The organism is Pseudomonas sp. IT-P44 (assembly GCF_949768225.1).
GTDB lineage: Bacteria > Pseudomonadota > Gammaproteobacteria > Pseudomonadales > Pseudomonadaceae > Aquipseudomonas > Aquipseudomonas migulae.
In genome coordinates this window covers 198,379-214,981 of record NZ_CATKQM010000057.1, presented here as the reverse complement: position 1 = coordinate 214,981, position 16,603 = coordinate 198,379, and the positions used below count along the sequence as shown (strand labels likewise).

At 59.6% G+C, this 16,603-nt stretch carries 14 protein-coding genes and 1 pseudogene; 6 read left to right on the top strand and 9 right to left on the bottom strand.

The genetic code is table 11. From position 1 onward, the window contains the following. Positions 1–13 precede the first annotated feature (13 nt). Together ACM6IO_RS24755 and ACM6IO_RS24750 are read left to right on the top strand one after the other, a co-directional pair. Positions 14–1,588, top strand: a complete 1,575-nt coding sequence (locus ACM6IO_RS24755; RefSeq protein WP_223434350.1) for a RimK family protein — start codon at positions 14–16, stop codon at positions 1,586–1,588. 7 nt (positions 1,589–1,595) lie between these two features. After that, entirely contained in the window at positions 1,596–2,519 is a 924-nt protein-coding gene (locus ACM6IO_RS24750; protein WP_008044231.1) for a magnesium transporter CorA family protein, read from the top strand. A gap of 143 nt (positions 2,520–2,662) precedes the next feature. Here ACM6IO_RS24750 and ACM6IO_RS24745 read toward each other — a convergent pair whose 3' ends face one another. Continuing rightward, positions 2,663–2,998, bottom strand: a complete 336-nt coding sequence (locus ACM6IO_RS24745) for a DUF2834 domain-containing protein (RefSeq protein WP_192227117.1) — start codon at positions 2,996–2,998, stop codon at positions 2,663–2,665. Positions 2,999–3,245: 247 nt separating this feature from the next. Here ACM6IO_RS24745 and ilvA point away from each other — a divergent pair. After that, positions 3,246–4,247: pseudogene (gene ilvA / locus ACM6IO_RS24740) on the top strand (threonine ammonia-lyase, biosynthetic); the annotation flags it as partial. A gap of 147 nt (positions 4,248–4,394) precedes the next feature. On the opposite strand, the gene eco reads toward ilvA, so the two are convergent. Next, complete coding sequence (gene eco, locus ACM6IO_RS24735; protein WP_192227119.1) at positions 4,395–4,877, bottom strand: serine protease inhibitor ecotin; 483 nt, start codon at positions 4,875–4,877, stop codon at positions 4,395–4,397. A 304-nt stretch (positions 4,878–5,181) separates the two neighbouring features. Here eco and ACM6IO_RS24730 point away from each other — a divergent pair, with 304 nt between their 5' ends. Further along, positions 5,182–5,451, top strand: coding sequence for a DUF1652 domain-containing protein (locus ACM6IO_RS24730; RefSeq protein WP_192227120.1), 270 nt, complete (start codon positions 5,182–5,184; stop codon positions 5,449–5,451). Positions 5,452–5,511: 60 nt separating this feature from the next. Here ACM6IO_RS24730 and ACM6IO_RS24725 read toward each other — a convergent pair whose 3' ends face one another. Continuing rightward, positions 5,512–5,778, bottom strand: coding sequence for a DUF2790 domain-containing protein (locus ACM6IO_RS24725; protein WP_008044241.1), 267 nt, complete (start codon positions 5,776–5,778; stop codon positions 5,512–5,514). Between the two features lie 515 nt (positions 5,779–6,293). Between ACM6IO_RS24725 and ACM6IO_RS24720 the strand changes: the two genes are divergently transcribed. Then, on the top strand, positions 6,294–6,590 hold the full coding sequence (locus ACM6IO_RS24720) for a hypothetical protein (RefSeq protein ID WP_192227121.1): 297 nt from the start codon (positions 6,294–6,296) through the stop codon (positions 6,588–6,590). 94 nt (positions 6,591–6,684) lie between these two features. Here ACM6IO_RS24720 and ACM6IO_RS24715 read toward each other — a convergent pair whose 3' ends face one another. Continuing rightward, complete coding sequence (locus tag ACM6IO_RS24715) at positions 6,685–8,661, bottom strand: type VI secretion system tip protein VgrG (protein ID WP_192227122.1); 1,977 nt, start codon at positions 8,659–8,661, stop codon at positions 6,685–6,687. 372 nt (positions 8,662–9,033) lie between these two features. Between ACM6IO_RS24715 and ACM6IO_RS24710 the strand changes: the two genes are divergently transcribed. Continuing rightward, positions 9,034–10,335 (top strand): OprD family porin, encoded by a 1,302-nt coding sequence (locus tag ACM6IO_RS24710; protein ID WP_192227123.1) that lies wholly within the window; start codon positions 9,034–9,036, stop codon positions 10,333–10,335. Positions 10,336–10,435: 100 nt separating this feature from the next. Here ACM6IO_RS24710 and ACM6IO_RS24705 read toward each other — a convergent pair whose 3' ends face one another. From ACM6IO_RS24705 to ACM6IO_RS24685, 5 genes are all read right to left on the bottom strand, one after another. Then, positions 10,436–11,380, bottom strand: coding sequence for a carbohydrate kinase family protein (locus tag ACM6IO_RS24705; protein WP_414912419.1), 945 nt, complete (start codon positions 11,378–11,380; stop codon positions 10,436–10,438). A gap of 13 nt (positions 11,381–11,393) precedes the next feature. Then, a complete protein-coding gene (gene xylB / locus ACM6IO_RS24700; RefSeq protein WP_414912418.1) occupies positions 11,394–12,890 on the bottom strand; it encodes a xylulokinase in 1,497 nt (498 codons plus the stop codon). Positions 12,891–13,020: 130 nt separating this feature from the next. Beyond that, positions 13,021–14,493 (bottom strand): mannitol dehydrogenase family protein, encoded by a 1,473-nt coding sequence (locus ACM6IO_RS24695; protein WP_414912417.1) that lies wholly within the window; start codon positions 14,491–14,493, stop codon positions 13,021–13,023. A gap of 16 nt (positions 14,494–14,509) precedes the next feature. Beyond that, on the bottom strand, positions 14,510–15,613 hold the full coding sequence (locus ACM6IO_RS24690; RefSeq protein WP_414912416.1) for an ABC transporter ATP-binding protein: 1,104 nt from the start codon (positions 15,611–15,613) through the stop codon (positions 14,510–14,512). A 152-nt stretch (positions 15,614–15,765) separates the two neighbouring features. Then, a complete protein-coding gene (locus ACM6IO_RS24685; protein ID WP_008026557.1) occupies positions 15,766–16,596 on the bottom strand; it encodes a carbohydrate ABC transporter permease in 831 nt (276 codons plus the stop codon). Between the last annotated feature and the right edge of the window lie 7 nt (positions 16,597–16,603).

Below are 16,603 nucleotides of genomic sequence, written 5' to 3'. Positions count from 1 at the left end.
CGGATCAATCACTATGTCAGCGGTACAAGGTCATTGGCGCGAAGTATCCGAGCAAAGTTTGCCGGCAGCAACTTATTTAAATGACACGGTTAGAACTTCAAGTCAGTTGATTATCATCGTCGAACGCAAGGAAGACTGGGCGTCCTACTTTCCCAGCGAAGACATCGTCACGGCTCAGGAATACCTCGAGCAGACCCGCGACAACGAGCAGGGCAAACGGGTCCAGGTGATCAACCTGTGTCGCAGCTACAAGTACCTGGGGCACGGTTATTACTGCTCGCTGCTGGCAGAGGCGCGGGGGCACAAGGTTATTCCATCGGTGCGCACCATCAGCGAACTGACGCGCAAAGCCCTGTACGGCCTGGCGCTGGATGACCTGGATAAAACCCTGGAAAAAGCCCTCAGTCATCACCTTTACAGTGACACCGAAGGTTTTACCCTGACCCTGTATTTTGGAAAAACGCATATAGAGCCGTTGCAGGATTTGGCGCGACAGTTGTTTGAAGTATTTCCGTGTCCGATATTGTTAGTTGAGTTTCGTCGAACTAACGGCTGGCACATCGAAGGGATAAAGTCTGGCGCCTTGCACAAGTTGCGCGAAGATCAGGAAGATCAGTTCGCCCACTCACTCGATACGTTCAGTCGCAAGATCTGGCGTGTGCCACGGTCGCGACGCCTGGCCCGTTATGACCTGGCGATCCTGCACGATCCGCAGGAAGCGTTGCCGCCGTCCAACCCCAAGGCGCTGGAAAATTTCGTACGCGTGGGCAAGACCTTGGGCATTGATGTGGAGCTGATCGAGCGCAAGGACTACGCGCGCATCGCCGAATACGACGGGCTATTGATCCGCGAGACTACAAGCGTCGACAACCATACCTACCGTTTCGCGAAAAAAGCCGAGAGCGAAGGGCTGGTGGTGATGGATGACCCGGCATCGATCCTGCGCTGCACCAACAAGGTCTACCTGACCGACCTGCTCAATAGCCATCAATTGGGTATGCCCGCCACCGAAATCCTCTACAAGGAACGACCGGAAGACTTCGAACGGGTCGGCGAGCGCCTGGGTTTTCCGCTGGTGTTGAAGATTCCCGACGGCTGTTTCTCCCGTGGCGTGATCAAGGTCGAAAGCCAGCAAGCCTTGCTCGAAGCGACCGCCGAACTGTTCGAACACTCAGTGCTGTTGCTGGCTCAGGAGTTCTTCTACACCGAGTACGACTGGCGCATCGGCGTGCTCAACCGCAAACCGATCTTTGCCTGCCAGTACTTCATGTCCAAGGGCCATTGGCAGATCTACAACCACAAGGCCAAGGGGCAAGACATCAACGGCGAATGCCGTACCCTGGCGGTTCACGAAGCACCGCGTGCGGTGGTGGAACTGGCGGTGAAAACCGCGAACCTCATCGGTGACGGCCTCTACGGCGTCGACCTCAAGCAGTCCGGCGACAAGGTGGTGGTCATCGAGGTCAACGACAACCCGAACATGGACGCCGGCATCGAAGACGCGTATCTGCAGGACGATTTGTACTCGTTGGTGCTGGAAGAATTCGTCCGCCGACTGGAACTCAAACGCCGCGGCCAGGCCTGGTGAGCGGCCGATGATCAAGAGCTTTCAACTGACCCACGGCGTGCTGCATGCGGTCGAACGGCTGGACGCCGAAGTGATGCTGTTCAGCAACCCCGATGCGGCCGAGCGCGACTTGCTGCACAGCCATTTCAAACTCGATGAACACGCCCTGGCGTCGGCGCTGGACCCGGACGAGGTATCGCGCATCGAGTTTCACCCCGACAACCTGTTTCTGATCTGGAAGCGCCCGGAGAACTACTCCGGCGCCGGCAGCCTGGCTTTTGAAGTGTCGTCCTGCGGCTTGCTGTTTTCTACCCAGCGTTTGCTGGTGATCGCCACCGACGACTCGCCGCTGCATGGGCTCGGCACCCGGCAGAAACTGAACACGCCGTTGGATGTGTTGCTGGATCTGCTGTTCAACAACATCCATCACTACCTGGGCCACCTCAAGGTGATCAAGCTGGTTGCGCGGGAGTTGCAGCAGAAATTCAACGCGTCGATGCAGAACCAGCACCTCATCCAGATGTTCAACCTCAGCGAAAGCCTGATCTATTACATCAACGCGATACACAGCAACGGCGCGGTCCTGACCCGGCTGCGCAACCACGCGGAAAAGGAGCACTTCGGCGCCGAGGCCATCGGCCTGATCGACGACCTGATCATTGAAAACAACCAGTGCTACAAACAGGCGGAAATCTATTCCACGGTGTTCTCCGGGCTGATCGACGCCCGGGGCAATCTGATGAACAACAGCATGAACAACCTGCTGCGCAAACTGACGCTGATCAACGTGGTGTTCCTGCCGCTGAACCTGATTGCGAGCATCGGCGGCATGTCCGAGTTCAGCATGATGACGGCGGGGACGCCGTGGTGGGTGTCGTATCCATTGTTTTTGACGGCGATGATGCTAGGGGCGGGAGTGATGGTGTTGGGGCTCAGGCGGTTGGCCAAATGATGTGGTGAATGTCAGGCCGTAATCGCGAGCAGGCTCGCTCCCACAATGGTCCGGGTTGAACTCAGGTTTCCTGTTCAACACAAATCTCCTGTAGGAGCCGGCTTGCTGGCGATGGCGGCCTCAACACCACCACACACTCAGGATCAGACTTCTTGCGTGGCACCCACAGACCTCTTCCGCTCCTGCAACCCGCGAACCACCAGATACAACAACGGCCCAATCGACACAAAAATCGCGGTGAGCAATAGATAGGGAATGACGGACAATGCCGACAGCCCACGCTTGCGCGCATCGCTGTACATCCACACCCCGGCCAGCGTCGCCAGCAGGTAAAGATCAATCACCACCTGCGCCGTATCAGGTCGCGACATCAGGCTGATGCCAAATTCGATCAACGATTGTTCCGCCTGGAGCATCACCGCAACGGTGTAGCCAGCGAAGGCGAGCAGGGCAATCAGGGGCAGGGCGATGGACTTCATGGTTTCCTTCCTTGGACGATGAGCAGAACAGCGAGCCTACACAGGCCGGGAAAATTTGGCCATTGACTTGCCTGTCATGCCCGGCTAATTTCCAGCCATGACTTCCACCGTATTGCGCTGCCAGCCAAGCATTATTACCGCCATTCCTTATTTGGCGGGCTAGCTCACGACTGCAGCACCCAACCCGCCCTAGAGGCGGGTTTTTACTTTCTGTCTCTTGGGTTCTGATCAACGTCAGGAGACGACCATGAACAGCACACCCGCCCAGCAGAGCTTGCTTGAGCATTACGTCAAAAAGATCCTCGCCGCGCCGGTGTACGAACTGGCGGTACGCACGCCGTTGCAAGCCGCGCCGGCGCTGTCCGAAGCCCTCGGCAATCAGATCCTGCTGAAACGCGAAGACTTGCAGCCGACTTTTTCCTTCAAGATCCGTGGCGCCTACAACAAGTTGGTACAGCTCAGCGATGAGCAGAAGGCGCGCGGTGTGATCTCCGCCTCGGCAGGCAACCATGCCCAGGGCGTGGCGCTGGCGGCGCGTGAATTGGGGATTGCCGCGACCATCGTCATGCCCGCCACAACGCCGGAATTGAAGGTGCTTGGAGTGCGCAGCCGCGGTGCCGATGCCGTGCTGCACGGGGAGAGTTTTCCGTTTGCCCTGGCGTACGCCTTGAACCTGGCAGAACAAACCGGCCGCACCTTCGTTTCGCCCTTCGACGACCCGGACGTGATCGCGGGGCAGGGCACCGTCGCCATGGAAATCCTCCGTCAGCACCAAGGATCGCTCGACGCGATCTTCGTGCCGGTGGGCGGTGGCGGCCTGATCGCGGGCATCGCCGCGTACGTCAAATACCTGCGACCTGAAATCCGCATCATTGGCGTCGAGTCGGAACATTCCGCGTGTCTGCGCGCCGCCTTACAGGCAGACGAGCGTGTTGTCCTGCCCAACGTCGGTACGTTCGCCGATGGCGTCGCCGTCGCTCAGATCGGCGCTTATGGTTTCGAGGTCTGCCGATTTTGCGTGGATGAGGTGCTGACCGTCAGCAATGACGAACTCTGCGCCGCCATCAAGAACATCTACGACGATACCCGCTCGATCACCGAACCTTCCGGTGCGTTGGCCGTGGCGGGAATCAAGAAGTACGTGGCGCAGACTGGCGTGCGTGGTCAGACGCTGGTGGCCATCGACTCCGGCGCCAACATCAACTTCGACAGCTTGCGCCATGTCGCCGAGCGCGCTGCGCTGAGCGAAGCCCCGGCGTGAGCACGCTTGAAATGCCGCCGCCCAATCCCCTGTGGGAGCGGGCTTGCTCGCGAAGGCGTCTTCAAATTCAACATTAATGTTGACTGATAGACCGCTTTCGCGAGCAAGCCCGCTCCCACAGGTTCTGGATCGAAGTTATTCCTGAACAGCTTTTTCAACCGTGCTCGACGCCGACCAGATCCGATAACGCACTTCAACATCCTTGGGCACATACAGCACGATCGGCAGCTTGCTGTTGTAACGCAACCTGAAGCCGTCACCGACCACCGGGACGAAGTCCTGTTTGCTTTTCCCATCCGGGCAGGCCATCAGCGTGCTCATCGGGCCGATCACTTTTTCCAGTCGGTAGAACGGGTAGCCCCAGCCTTCGAGGTTTTTCTCCTCGAGCATGCCGCCCAGGCGTTGGCGATTGCAGTCAACGGTCAAGGTCTTTCCGGCGAGAATTTCGACCTGGTAGTTGTCTTCACCGGCTTGCGGGGCTAGGTGAATGACCTGGCGGGTGAAGCCGTTTTCGGCTTTGGGAAACGGTGCAACGTCTTCGAGTTTGGCTGCGTGAACAACGGTCGATAGCCCGGCAACAATCAGGCCGACGGTAGTGATTCGGGTCAATGAACCCATGATGCCTCCTTGCGTGTGAGTAGGGTCAGCGGATGTTAAAGGGAGTGGCCGCATTTTTACTGCCATGGGCGGCCAATGCAAACCCGGACTCATCAGGTTGCAATTTGCAGGGGCGAGAACCTGCGTTCATGCAGACTGCATGAGTGCATTTACTTGAAGACACATTAAACCTTTGAATTACCGATGAGCTGCACGGCGAAATCCGGGGCATGTTTTATGCTTCATCTGGTCCTGAAGCTGGCCGCGAATGAGTTGAGTCGGCATTGATAGCTGATTGGCAATCTCACATAAGGAGAGGGTCGCCATGTTTCTTTCTGCCTTGGAACTTCGCAACATCATCGAAAGCAGTTTTCTGCCGAAACGTTGTCAATGCACGCTGACGCCCGACCTGTCGATGACGATCAAGGTGTATTCAGATCTTGAAACCGATCAAGTGGATCTATTGAAGACTGGCATCAATGCCAAGTCGCTCAATGGGTGTCGTGAAATCAATGACCTGATTGCCGGGCTGCGCACCGAAATCCAGCATCGGGCAGAACTCCAGACGCTGCACCCCGATCGGCAAGCGCTTTAATTCGCCGTCGTCACATCACGGGTCTGGCCAGGAAGCCAGACCCGTGTTTGTTGTTTCCGATCAATTCTGATAACTGCACGCATCCGACCATTTGCGATACGAGATCTCTGCGGGTTTTCCCGACGTATCGATGTACTTCATCTCAGCCGTAATGACTTTGCAGTCCAGCGTCGTAGGTTCGGTCAGCGCAACCACCTTGGCCACGTGCAGCGGCATCCCGTATTCGTAGGGCACGGCTTGTGAGGAAGTGGTGTCGTCGGCCTGGGCAAGCCCGGTAAACCCGGTGCAGGCGAGGGCAGCGGTAACCAGCAATATGCGCGTATTCATGAGCAATCTCCGGTGCGGACGGAACGAGAGTTCGACGTAGTGAACGTCGAACCTGCCGCACTGGGCGTCAGAGGAACCTGAGGGCGTGCGGTCCAGTAAAGTCTTGGACCGCAGGGTTAAGCAATGGTTAACCCGGCTGAATGCCGCCTGTCGTGAGGGGCGTTTCTGTCAGGCGTTTCGTTGGGGTGAAAATCTTCGGTAGCTTCGGCTTCGTCCTACAAGAGTGGATGCTTTGTCGACTTTCGGCTGATGGGGCGTAGCGATTACTGTTTGGGCTCGCTGCAAAATCAGCGAACAGGTTTGGTCACCTGAAAATTAAACAGTGCATACAAGTGTGACATCATTCGCTTTGCGGACATCTCTGTTCGCATGGCGCAATGCTGTGGCGGCTGTGTGCAGGACGCCTTCGGGCGAGCTGAGTTACTGTTCTCAGTTGACCAAACCTGTACACGGTCCGCCTCCCATCGTTTGGTCACGGTGCTGGCGGTTACTTCAAAACAGGCGAGTAACTAACTATGACAACGATTAATCCGTTCCCCGATCGTCACCGTTCAATCAAAAGCAGCGTCACCGAAACATCTCCTCTGGTCATCGACACCGAAGCCAACCCCCAAGACATCCTCGAAGCCGCCCTCCAGCGCATCCGCGCCTCCAGCGAGCTACTTGAAACACTCCACCTCCAATGTTTCAAGGACGGCGACGTGCAGGACATTCCGCACATCACGCACGCCCTTTACCTGCTGACGCAGGACGGTTGCGACTTGCTCAAGGTTGCGCAGCAACGGATGCTGGGCTGGAAGGCACCAGCCTGACGTTTGATCTGTACTGACAAATCCAGCGCCCGTAGGCGCTGGATTTTTTATGGGGGCGACGCAACTTGAATGGCTTCTTGCGGCTTTCAAGTTGTCAGTGAACCGTCTTCGCCTGCACCACATTCCCCGCACGATCCTGATCGGCAGGCGTCGGCACCACCGGCGGCAACTGAGCAATCCCCGTGCCCGCACCCGGCGCACCGCCCGAGTTGGCCTTCACCTCCGCCCCGCTAATCGTCACACCACCCGCATCCACCTTGACGAAACTCCCGCCAGCCTTCGCCGTCAGTTCCATCCCGCCTTCAACCACCACTTTATTACCCGCGTGGTAGTGAATCTCTTCACCCGCCTCAACAAACTGCGCCGTCCCGACCTTCACATGCTGGGTTACACCCACCGTAAGGTGATCATCCGCCCGCGCTTCAGTCTTGCGATCCAGATGCGTGATCCGATGCTCCTCAACCTTGAACTCGCTAAACACCTTCGCCTCAACCGTGTCGTGCCGCTCGTTGCCGATGCGGATTTTCTGGTCGTGTTCGATGTTTTCGTCCCAGTCGCGCTGGGCATGCAGGTAGATCTGTTCCGCGCCTTTTTTGTCTTCGATGCGGAATTCGTTGTAGCCCTTGCCGCCCGGTGAGCTGAGGGTCTTGAAGGTGCTGCGGGTTTTGTTCGCCGGCAGGTCGTAGGGGACGACGTTTTCCTTGTGGTACAGGCAGCCGGTGACCAGCGGTTGGTCGGGGTCGCCTTCGAGGAAGGTGACGAGCACTTCCATGCCGACACGCGGGATAGCGATGCCGCCATAGGCGCTGCCGGCCCAGCCGGTGGCGACGCGCAGCCAGCAACTGGTGTTGTCGTTGGCCTGGCCGTCGCGGTCCCAGTGGAATTGCACTTTGACGCGGCCGTACTCGTCGCAGTGGATTTCCGAGCCGGGTGGGCCGGTGACGATGGCGGTCTGGCTGCCGAGGACTTGCGGTTTCGGGTGTTCGAGGGCAGGGCGGTAGTGCGCGTCCCACGGAGTGGCGAGGAAGCGGTTGCGGTAGCCCTGGTGGAAATCGTCTTTGTTGTGGGTGACGTCGCTGGTGACGTTGGCGCCGAGCACTTGCGGTTGCTTGCCTTCGTGGACCACTTCCAGCAGCAGCCACAGGTCGTTCCATTCGGCGCGCGGGTGTTCGCTAAGGGCCATGAAGTGACCGCTGACCAGCGTCGGCTGGTCGCCTTTGCCTTCCGCGAGTTTGTAGTCGCTGCGGTGGCGTTCGAGGGCGCGGGTTGCCAGTTGCTTGCCACGGGCACGGTCGGTGAAACGGCCGGGGTAGTCGTAGTCTTCCAGGTCCGGAGCGAACGCACTGGAAGCGGCGCTTTCAGGCAGGATGCGCGGTTTTTCGAAGTCGTAATCGCGGCGGCTGACACGGCTGGTGCGGGTTTCCAGGCGCAGGTTGAAGCGCTTGATCACCGGTTTCTCGGCGGCCATGCCGGAGTCTTGCTGATAGGCCACGGGCGCGAGTTTGCGGAACACCGTCTGGTCATCGCCGAACACCAGTTTGTGGCCGCTGCTGCTGTGCTGGAAGTGGAAGTGAATGCCTTCTTCTTCGCACAGGCGCTGGATGAAATGCAGGTCGGATTCGTCGTACTGCACGCAGTAGACACGCTCGGGGTAGATCGCGCCGAGCTGGAAGTCATAGGCGTCGGCCAGAATGCCGCGGGCCTCAAGGACTTGGGCGATGATCTTCGGCACCGTCAAATGCTGGAAAATCTGCTGGTCATGGTTGTGGCGCAGGTAGGCCAGTTGCGGCACCAGGCTGATGCTGTAGCGGGTCAGGCTTTTGCCGGAGTCGCCTTGCTCGATGCGATAGACCAGGCCGTGAATGATGCCTTCGCCGGTGGCGCCGAAGGTCAGGCAGCCGGGCTTGTGCAGCAATTCTTCGAGTTTCAGGTCGGGGCGTGCGCTGACCAGTTCGATGTCAAAACAGAAGGGCTGATTGAGGGCTTCGCGACCGACGAAACTGAGTACCTGAAGGTCAGCGGAAACGCCTTCCAGCGTGAGGGAAATATGGATTGCGTTTGCGTCCAGCATGCCTTGAATTCCGTCCTTTGGATAAGCAGGAGCGGATGGTGCAGGATTAAACCGCCTCGTTCAAGGCGCAAATGCCGTAGATGAGGGCGTACCCCGGCATCGGGAAAACCCCTAATGGCACGGTTTCGACCAATAAACACGGGGGCTCTTCGCCTGCGGGTTCATCGATCAATTGCCCCCCGCTGGTCAGCGCCGTGCCAGAACAGGGAGTCATTTTCCGACTAAAGTCGTCTGTAGCCGGTAAAAGCCTTCTGCCATCATTGCCGCTCACCCCCGTGTGTCGCCTTCATCCTGGCCAGTTCCTGGTCCGGGGCGAAGCTATTTTCTGGCTTATTGCGCCTTGCGCAAACGCTGCACTGTTGGAGCTTTTTCATGCGTCCCCCTTTTCAACTCATCACCGCGCGCCAGTCACTTGGCTTCGGCGCTTTAGTCCTGTGCGCCGGTTTTACCGTCCAGGCTCAGGCGAGCGGTTTTCTCGATGACACCACGGCGAAGATCGAATCGCGCACGGTGTATTTCAACCGTGATTTTCGTGATGGTCATACGTCCACCGAACAGGGCGCGTCCAAGCGCGAAGAGTCGGCGCAGGGCTTCATTCTCAACCTGCAATCGGGGTACACCGAAGGCACCGTCGGCTTCGGTATCGATGCGCTGGGCATGCTCGGGTTCAAGCTCGATTCCAGCGCCGACAGCAGCAACAGCGGCTTGCTGCCATCGTCGGGTGAAAACCCGCGTGGCTCGAAAGACCAGTACGCCAAACTTGGCCTGACCGCCAAGGTGCGCGTCTCCGATAGCGTATTGAAGTACGGCGCGCTGCTGCCGGACGTGCCGCTGCTCAAGTACAACGACGGGCGTTTGCTGCCGACCATGTTCAACGGCGCGCAGCTCACCTCTAAAGAGATCAAGGACCTGACGTTCATGGCCGCGCGCCTGGACCAGTACACCGCCCGGGACTCGACCGACGCCCAGGACATCCGCGTGCACTGCAAGAACAAGCGCTACGCCTGCAACGTCACCGCCGATCACTTCGACATGTATGGTTTCGACTACAAGATCAATGAGCGCCTGACTGCGCAGTATCACTACGCCGAGCTGGAAGACATCTATCGCCAGCACTTCGTGGGTTTGCTGGCCAGTCAGCCGTTGGGTGAGGGCGTGCTCAAGGCTGATCTGCGCGTGCTCAAGAGTGCCGACAGCGGCGCCGAGCGTGCCGGTTCCATCGACAACCGCGCACTGAGCGGCATGCTCGCGTACGCCATCAGCGGCCACACCTTCAGCGCCGGTTGGCAGCGCATGAACGGCGACAACTCGATGCCGTACCTGGATGGCACCAATCCGTACCTGGTGAACTACGTGCAGGTCAATGACTTCGCCGCCGCGCAGGAGCGTTCGTGGCAACTGCGTTATGACTATGACTTCAAGTCGATCGGCATCAACGGCCTGAGTTTCCTGACCCGTTATGTGAACGGCGACCACATCAAGGTGCTTGGCAGCGATCAGGAGGGCAAGGAATGGGAGCGCGACAGCGAGCTCAAGTACGTGGTGCAAAGCGGGACGTTCAAGGATGTCAGCCTGCGGCTGCGTAATGCGACGTATCGGACCAACTACGAGAAGTTTGCGCGGGATGTGGATGAGACGCGGTTGATTGTGAGTTACAACTTTTCGGTGTTGTGACAGGGAGGCCGCCTTCGCGGGCAAGCCTCGCTCCTACAAGGTTGGCGTCGCGCCATAGAACCTGTAGGAGCGAGGCTTGCCCGCGATGGGGCCCTCTGATTCAGCCAAGATCCAACTGCTGCCGATACGGCAAATCCGGCCCGGTCTTGCTGCACGTCAGCGCCGCTGCCCGCACCGCAAACTTCAACATCTCGTCGATCTGCTCGCGCGCCAGCGATTGCACGCCCTCGACCGAATCCAGCTGCTGCTCGGTCAGCCAGGTAATCAACGCCGCCTGGAACGTATCGCCAGCCCCAACGGTGTCGGCAATCTTCACCGGACAGGCCGGCACCGACCACGAGCCGTGATTGCGGCTAAACACCGTCGCCCCTTCGCCGCCACGGGTCAGGAACACCACCTGACTGGGATGCTGCAACCAGGCTTCAATCACCTGCTGCGGATCCTGCCCGGGATACAACAGGCTCAGGTCCTCATCACTGACTTTGATCAGGTCGGCCAGCTCCACCAGCGTCGCAACCCGCGAACGCCATAGCTCGATGTTCGGTTCAGGGTTGAGCCGTACGTTCGGATCAAGGCTGATCAGGCGCTTGCCACTTTCCCGCTGCACCAGGGCCAGCAGCGTGTCGGCAATCGGCTGCACCACCAGCGAGAACGAGCCAATGTGCAAGCCGCGCACCTCTGGCCCCAGTTCCGGCAAATGCTCCGGTTTCAACTGCCGATCCGCGCAACCTTCGCCCCGAAAACTGTACTGCGGTGAACCATTGGCACCGACCGCGACCATCGCCAGGGTGGTCGGTGCGGCGAAATCCACCAGATAATCCGGGCGTACGCCTTCATCTTGCAGCACTTGTTGCAAACGCCGGCCCAGATAGTCCGTCGACAACCCGGCAAACAGCGCCGCGTCCACGCCCAAGCGGCGCAAACCGACCGCCACGTTGAAGGGCGAGCCGCCGGCAATCGCCTTGAAATTCACTTTTGAAGCCAGGCCGCTGGCGTCGTCTTCACTGAAGAAATCGAACAGCGCTTCGCCACACACCAGATACATAGTTGTTCACTCTTTAAAGGGTTGCGACATGCTGTTGATAGCGTTCATAGGCCTGCTGACAGGCCGTTACATTTTCTGCAATCGGCAGGGATTCGCTGGCCGGATCGAGCTTCACGCAACGCTCGCACAAGTCCGCGAGGCTGTCTTCGTGGCCGTTTGCCCAGGATTTGCACCATGCCGCCTGAATCGCCGCGCCGAGGGCGGCGGCTTCGCTTTGTTCGGTGCAGATCACCTTGGTGTTCATGATGTCGGCGACAATCTGGCGCCACACCTGGCTTTTCGAGCCGCCGCCGATCAGGCAGATGGTGCGGCTTTGTAAGCCATTGTGGCGCAGCAGGTCCAGCCCATAACGCAAACCGAAGGTCGTGCCTTCGACCACGGCGCGGCACAAATTGGCTTGCGTCAGGTTGGTCATGCTCAAGCCCAGCAGGCTGCCGGTGGCGTGGGGCAGGGCGGGGACGCGCTCGCCGTTGAGAAACGGCAGCATGCTCACACCTTCGGCGCCGATCGGTGCTTGCGCGACGAGGGCGTTGAACTGCTCGATATCCAGCTCGAACAGGTCGCGAATCACCCCGGTGGCGTTGGTCAGGTTCATGGTGCAGATCAGCGGCAACCAGCCACCGCTGGAGGAACAGAACGTCGCGACCGACGCGTCAGCGCTGACGGTCGGTTGATCGGCATAGGCGTACACCGTGCCCGAGGAACCGAGGCTCATGGTGATCGCGCCGGGCCGGATGTTGCCGGTGCCGATAGCGCCCATCATGTTGTCGCCACCGCCGCTGGACACCAGCGCCTTGGGGTTGATGCCCAGGTGCTCGGCGATGCCGGGCAGGATCGTACCCACCGCTTGATGGGCGTCGATCAGCTCCGGCAGCGCCGCTTGCAAGCGACCGCTGGGATCAATGTCGCGCAGCAGCTGCAAGTCCCACTGGCGGGTGCGCACGTTGAAATAACCGGTGCCCGAGGCATCGCCGTATTCGCTGCAGCTGCGGCCGGTCAGCCAATAGTTGAGGTAGTCGTGGGGCAGCAGGATGCGTGCGATCCGGGAAAAAACCTCCGGGTGCTGTTCTTTGGTCCAGAGCAGTTTTGAAACGGTGTAGCCCGGTGCGATGACCACGCCGAGGCGTTCGAGCGAGCCTTTTTCACCGCCAATATGCACCAGCAGACGGTCGTTCTCTGGAGTGGATTCGGTGTCGCACCAGAGCTTGGCGGGGCGCAGTACCTGGCCTTGATCGTCGAGCAGGACCAGGCCGTGTTGCTGACCGGAAACGCCGATGCCGAGGATGTCCTGACCGTCGACGTTTGCCGCGATCAGCGCACGACGCGTGGCAGCAGTGAATGCTTCCAGCCATTGCGATGTGTCCTGCTCGCGACGGCCATTGGCGCCGCTGATCAACGTGTGCGCGGCGGCGCCTTGGCCGAGGACCTGACCGCTTGCGGCATCGAGGATGATGGCTTTGGTGCCTTGGGTGCCGCAGTCGATGCCGAGGAATAGTTGTTGGTTTGGCATGGTAAATCCTTGGTGTGTCAGGTCTATCGGGGTGAAGCCATTCGCGGGCAAGCCTCGCTCCTACAGGGGTTGCGCAAGACCTGTAGGAGCGAGGCTTGCCCGCGAAGGCGGCCTCAAATCCACTACAAACTTATGCCAACACCCGCTCCAACGTCCGCGAAACCCCAACCTCGCGCAAACTGTTGCAACACCACTCAAACGCCGCGACAAACTCCGGCGAATGCGCAATCGCCGTACCAAAAATCTCCTCCACCCCCAGCAGCCGCTGGGCCATCAACGCATCATCGGCCACCAGCGCCTGACAAAACGCCGCCCGAGGATCGGGAATGGCGTAGGTATCACCATTCTCGTCCACACCCTTCAAATACAACGCCCACGCCGCCACCACCAGTGCCGCACGCTTGGTCTCCCGGCCATCGGCAATCAAGCGGTTGATGGTCGGAATGGTGAACTTGGGAAACTTCGACGAACCGTCCGAGCACACACGCTCCAGCTGATCGGCAATCGCCTGATTGGAAAAGCGTTCCACCAGGGTGTTCTTGTAATCAGTCAGATCAATCCCCGGCACGGGCGACAGTTGCGGCGTCACGTCCAGGTCCATGTAGGCGCGCATGTAACGCACGAACAGCGGGTCGTTCATGGTCTCGTGGACGAAGCGGTAACCCTTCAAAAAACCCAGGTACGTCAGCGCCAGGTGACTGCCGTTGAGCAGTTTGATTTTCATCTCTTCGTACGGCGTGACGTCGTCGGTGAACTGTACGCCGACCTTTTCCCAGGCCGGGCGACCGTTGACGAACTTGTCCTCCAGTACCCACTGCACAAACGGTTCGCAGACCACCGGCCAGGCATCGTCGACCGCGTGTTTGTCGGCCAGTTGCAGGCGATGTTCGATGCTGGTCATTGGTGTGATGCGGTCGACCATCGCATTCGGGAAACTGACGTTTTCGGCGATCCAGTCGTGCAGGTCTGCATCGCGCAATGCGGCGAAGGCCAGCAGCGCTTTGCGAGTGACCGCGCCGTTGTGCGGCAGGTTATCGCAGGACATCAAGGTGAACGCCGGCGTACCCGCAGCGCGGCGTTTGGCCAACGCGGCGCAGAGAAAACCGAACACGGTTTTCGGCGAATCCGGGTGCGCGAGGTCGTGCTGGATCTGCGGCAGGTGGGCCATGAATTCGCCGTTGCTGTCGTCGATGCAGTAACCGCCCTCGGTGATGGTCAGCGAGACGATGCGGATCTCGGGACTCGACAGTTTGTCGATCAACGCTTGCGCGCCGTCCTCGGCCAGCAGCATGTCGCGGATCGCGCCGATGACCCGGACTTCGGTGTCATCGGTGTCGCCGAGTTCAAACAGGGTGAACAGGTAATCCTGCTCCTTCAGGTCGTCCCGGGCGCGGCGGTCTTCGGCGCGCAGGCCGACGCCGCAAATTGCCCAGTCCAGGCCTTCGCCAGTGTTCATCAAGGCGTCGGTGTAATACGCCTGATGGGCGCGGTGGAAACCGCCGACGCCAATGTGCGCGATGCCTTGGCGGGTGTCGCTCAGGGCGTAGGCGGGCGGGACCACTTCGGGTGCGAGGTGGTGCAGGTTCTGTTTATTCAGTTTCATCACACGCTCTCTGAAATCAGGCCGCTGCGCGCAACGGGCGGGTCAGCGCCACGCCGTCGGCATCGAATAAATGGCAGTGTTCGGCGTCCAGGTGCAGGCTCAGCGCCTCGCCATAACGGCTGGCCAGATCGCCACGAACCCGCATGGTCAGCGCTTCACCGGAGGCGGTCCGGACGTGGCAGAAGGTGTCGCTGCCCAGTCGTTCGCTGACGTCGGCGGTGACCTGCAAAGTGCAGTCGCCGGTTCGTGCCAGTTCCAGATGTTCCGGGCGAATGCCCAGCGTCACCGCACCACCGACGCTCAGGCTGGCGCCGCTCAGCGGCAGCGTGATGCGGGTGCCGGCATCGAGCGCCACTTCGCAGCTTTGGCTGTCGACACGGGTGACTTTGCCTTTGAGGAAGCCCATCTTTGGTGTGCCGAGAAAGCCTGCGACAAACAGGTTGGCGGGCTGGTGATACAGGTCCAGCGGCGAGCCGACCTGCTCGATCTTGCCACCATTGAGCACGACGACTTTGTCGGCCATGGTCATGGCTTCCACCTGGTCGTGGGTCACGTAGATCATCGTGGCTTGCAGTTCTTTGTGCAGGCGCAACAGTTCCAGGCGCATCTGTACGCGCAGCGCCGCGTCGAGGTTGGACAGCGGTTCGTCGAACAGGAAAATTTTCGGGTTGCGCACGATGGCGCGGCCGATGGCCACGCGTTGACGCTGACCGCCCGACAGTTGCTTCGGCTTGCGCTCCAGCATCGGCCCGAGCTCAAGGATGCGCGCCGCCTCGCCGACTTTCTTCTCTACTTCGGCTTTCGGTACGCCGGCCAGATCGAGGGCAAACGACATGTTTTTGCGCACGCTCATGTGCGGGTACAGGGCGTAGGTCTGGAACACCATCGCCAGGTCACGCTTGGCCGGGCTGACTTCGGTGATGTCGCGGCCGTCGAGTTCGATGCTGCCGCCGCTGACTTCTTCCAGGCCTGCGATCAGGCGCAGCAGGGTGGACTTGCCGCAGCCGGACGGGCCGACGAAGACCACGAATTCCTTGTCGTTCACTTCCAGGTCGATGCCTTTGATGATGGAAAAGCCTTCGAAGCCTTTTTGCAGATTCTTGATTTTCAGGTTGGCCATGGTGATGGGCCTCCGCTTGTTTTTATTCAGTTGAACCGTGATCGGGCTTTTTTTGTAGGAGCCAGCGATGCGGCGATCCGACTTGCCGGCGAAAGCGATCTCACGGACGCCTTCGCCGGCAAGCCGTGCTCCTACAGGGATCGGTTACCGGATTATTTCACCGCGCCAAACGACAGGCCGCGGACCAGTTGTTTCTGGCTGATCCAGCCGAAGATCAGGATCGGCGCGCACGCCAGGGTCGACACCGCCGACAACTTGGCCCAGAACAACCCCTCGGGGCTTGAGTACGAAGCGATCAGCGCGGTCAGTGGCGCGGCTTTCGACGAGGTCAGGTTCAGCGACCAGAAGGCTTCGTTCCAGCACAGGATCAGCGACAGCAGCACTGTGGAAGCCAGGCCGCCCTTGGCGATTGGCAACAACACGCGAACCATTTCCTGCCACAGCGTGGCACCGTCCAGACGTGCGGCTTCGAGGATGTCTTTGGGGATGTCCTTGAAGTAGGTGTAAATCATCCAGACCACGATGGGCAGGTTGATCAGCGTGTAGATCACGATCAGTGCGATGCGCGTGTCGAGCAGGCCAAAGCTCTTGGCCAACAGGTAGATCGGCATCAGCACGCCCACTGGTGGCAGCATCTTGGTCGAGAGCATCCACAGCAGCGTGCCTTTGGTGCGCTGGGTTTCGTAGAACGCCATCGAGTAGGCCGCCGGCACCGCGATCAGCAGGCACAGCGCCGTGGCGCTGAAGGAAATCACCACCGAGTTCCAGGCAAAACTGAAGTAATCGCTGCGCTCGTTGATGTGCAGGTAGTTCTCCAGCGTCGGTGTGAAGATGAATTGCGGCGGCGTGGCGAACGCATCGATTTCGGTTTTGAAACTGGTCAGCACCATCCAGAAAATCGGGAAGAAGATCAGGATCGCGATGGCCCAGGCCAGCGTGCCGAGCAGCACACTTTGCAGACGACGGGATTGTTGAAGGGTCATGGCGCGG

What these genes read in the sequence shown, in the direction of transcription:
- ACM6IO_RS24725 (WP_008044241.1), bottom strand. Translation starts at nt 5,778, where the DNA reads ATGAATACGCGCATATTGCTGGTTACCGCTGCCCTCGCCTGCACCGGG.
- xylB (WP_414912418.1), bottom strand. Translation starts at nt 12,890, where the DNA reads ATGCCAAACCAACAACTATTCCTCGGCATCGACTGCGGCACCCAAGGC.
- eco (WP_192227119.1), bottom strand. Translation starts at nt 4,877, where the DNA reads ATGGGTTCATTGACCCGAATCACTACCGTCGGCCTGATTGTTGCCGGG.
- ACM6IO_RS24715 (WP_192227122.1), bottom strand. Translation starts at nt 8,661, where the DNA reads ATGCTGGACGCAAACGCAATCCATATTTCCCTCACGCTGGAAGGCGTT.
- ACM6IO_RS24750 (WP_008044231.1), top strand. Translation starts at nt 1,596, where the DNA reads ATGATCAAGAGCTTTCAACTGACCCACGGCGTGCTGCATGCGGTCGAA.
- ACM6IO_RS24730 (WP_192227120.1), top strand. Translation starts at nt 5,182, where the DNA reads ATGTTTCTTTCTGCCTTGGAACTTCGCAACATCATCGAAAGCAGTTTT.
- ACM6IO_RS24720 (WP_192227121.1), top strand. Translation starts at nt 6,294, where the DNA reads ATGACAACGATTAATCCGTTCCCCGATCGTCACCGTTCAATCAAAAGC.
- ACM6IO_RS24690 (WP_414912416.1), bottom strand. Translation starts at nt 15,613, where the DNA reads ATGGCCAACCTGAAAATCAAGAATCTGCAAAAAGGCTTCGAAGGCTTT.
- ACM6IO_RS24695 (WP_414912417.1), bottom strand. Translation starts at nt 14,493, where the DNA reads ATGAAACTGAATAAACAGAACCTGCACCACCTCGCACCCGAAGTGGTC.
- ACM6IO_RS24710 (WP_192227123.1), top strand. Translation starts at nt 9,034, where the DNA reads ATGCGTCCCCCTTTTCAACTCATCACCGCGCGCCAGTCACTTGGCTTC.
- ACM6IO_RS24705 (WP_414912419.1), bottom strand. Translation starts at nt 11,380, where the DNA reads ATGTATCTGGTGTGTGGCGAAGCGCTGTTCGATTTCTTCAGTGAAGAC.
- ACM6IO_RS24755 (WP_223434350.1), top strand. Translation starts at nt 14, where the DNA reads ATGTCAGCGGTACAAGGTCATTGGCGCGAAGTATCCGAGCAAAGTTTG.
- ACM6IO_RS24745 (WP_192227117.1), bottom strand. Translation starts at nt 2,998, where the DNA reads ATGAAGTCCATCGCCCTGCCCCTGATTGCCCTGCTCGCCTTCGCTGGC.
- ACM6IO_RS24685 (WP_008026557.1), bottom strand. Translation starts at nt 16,596, where the DNA reads ATGACCCTTCAACAATCCCGTCGTCTGCAAAGTGTGCTGCTCGGCACG.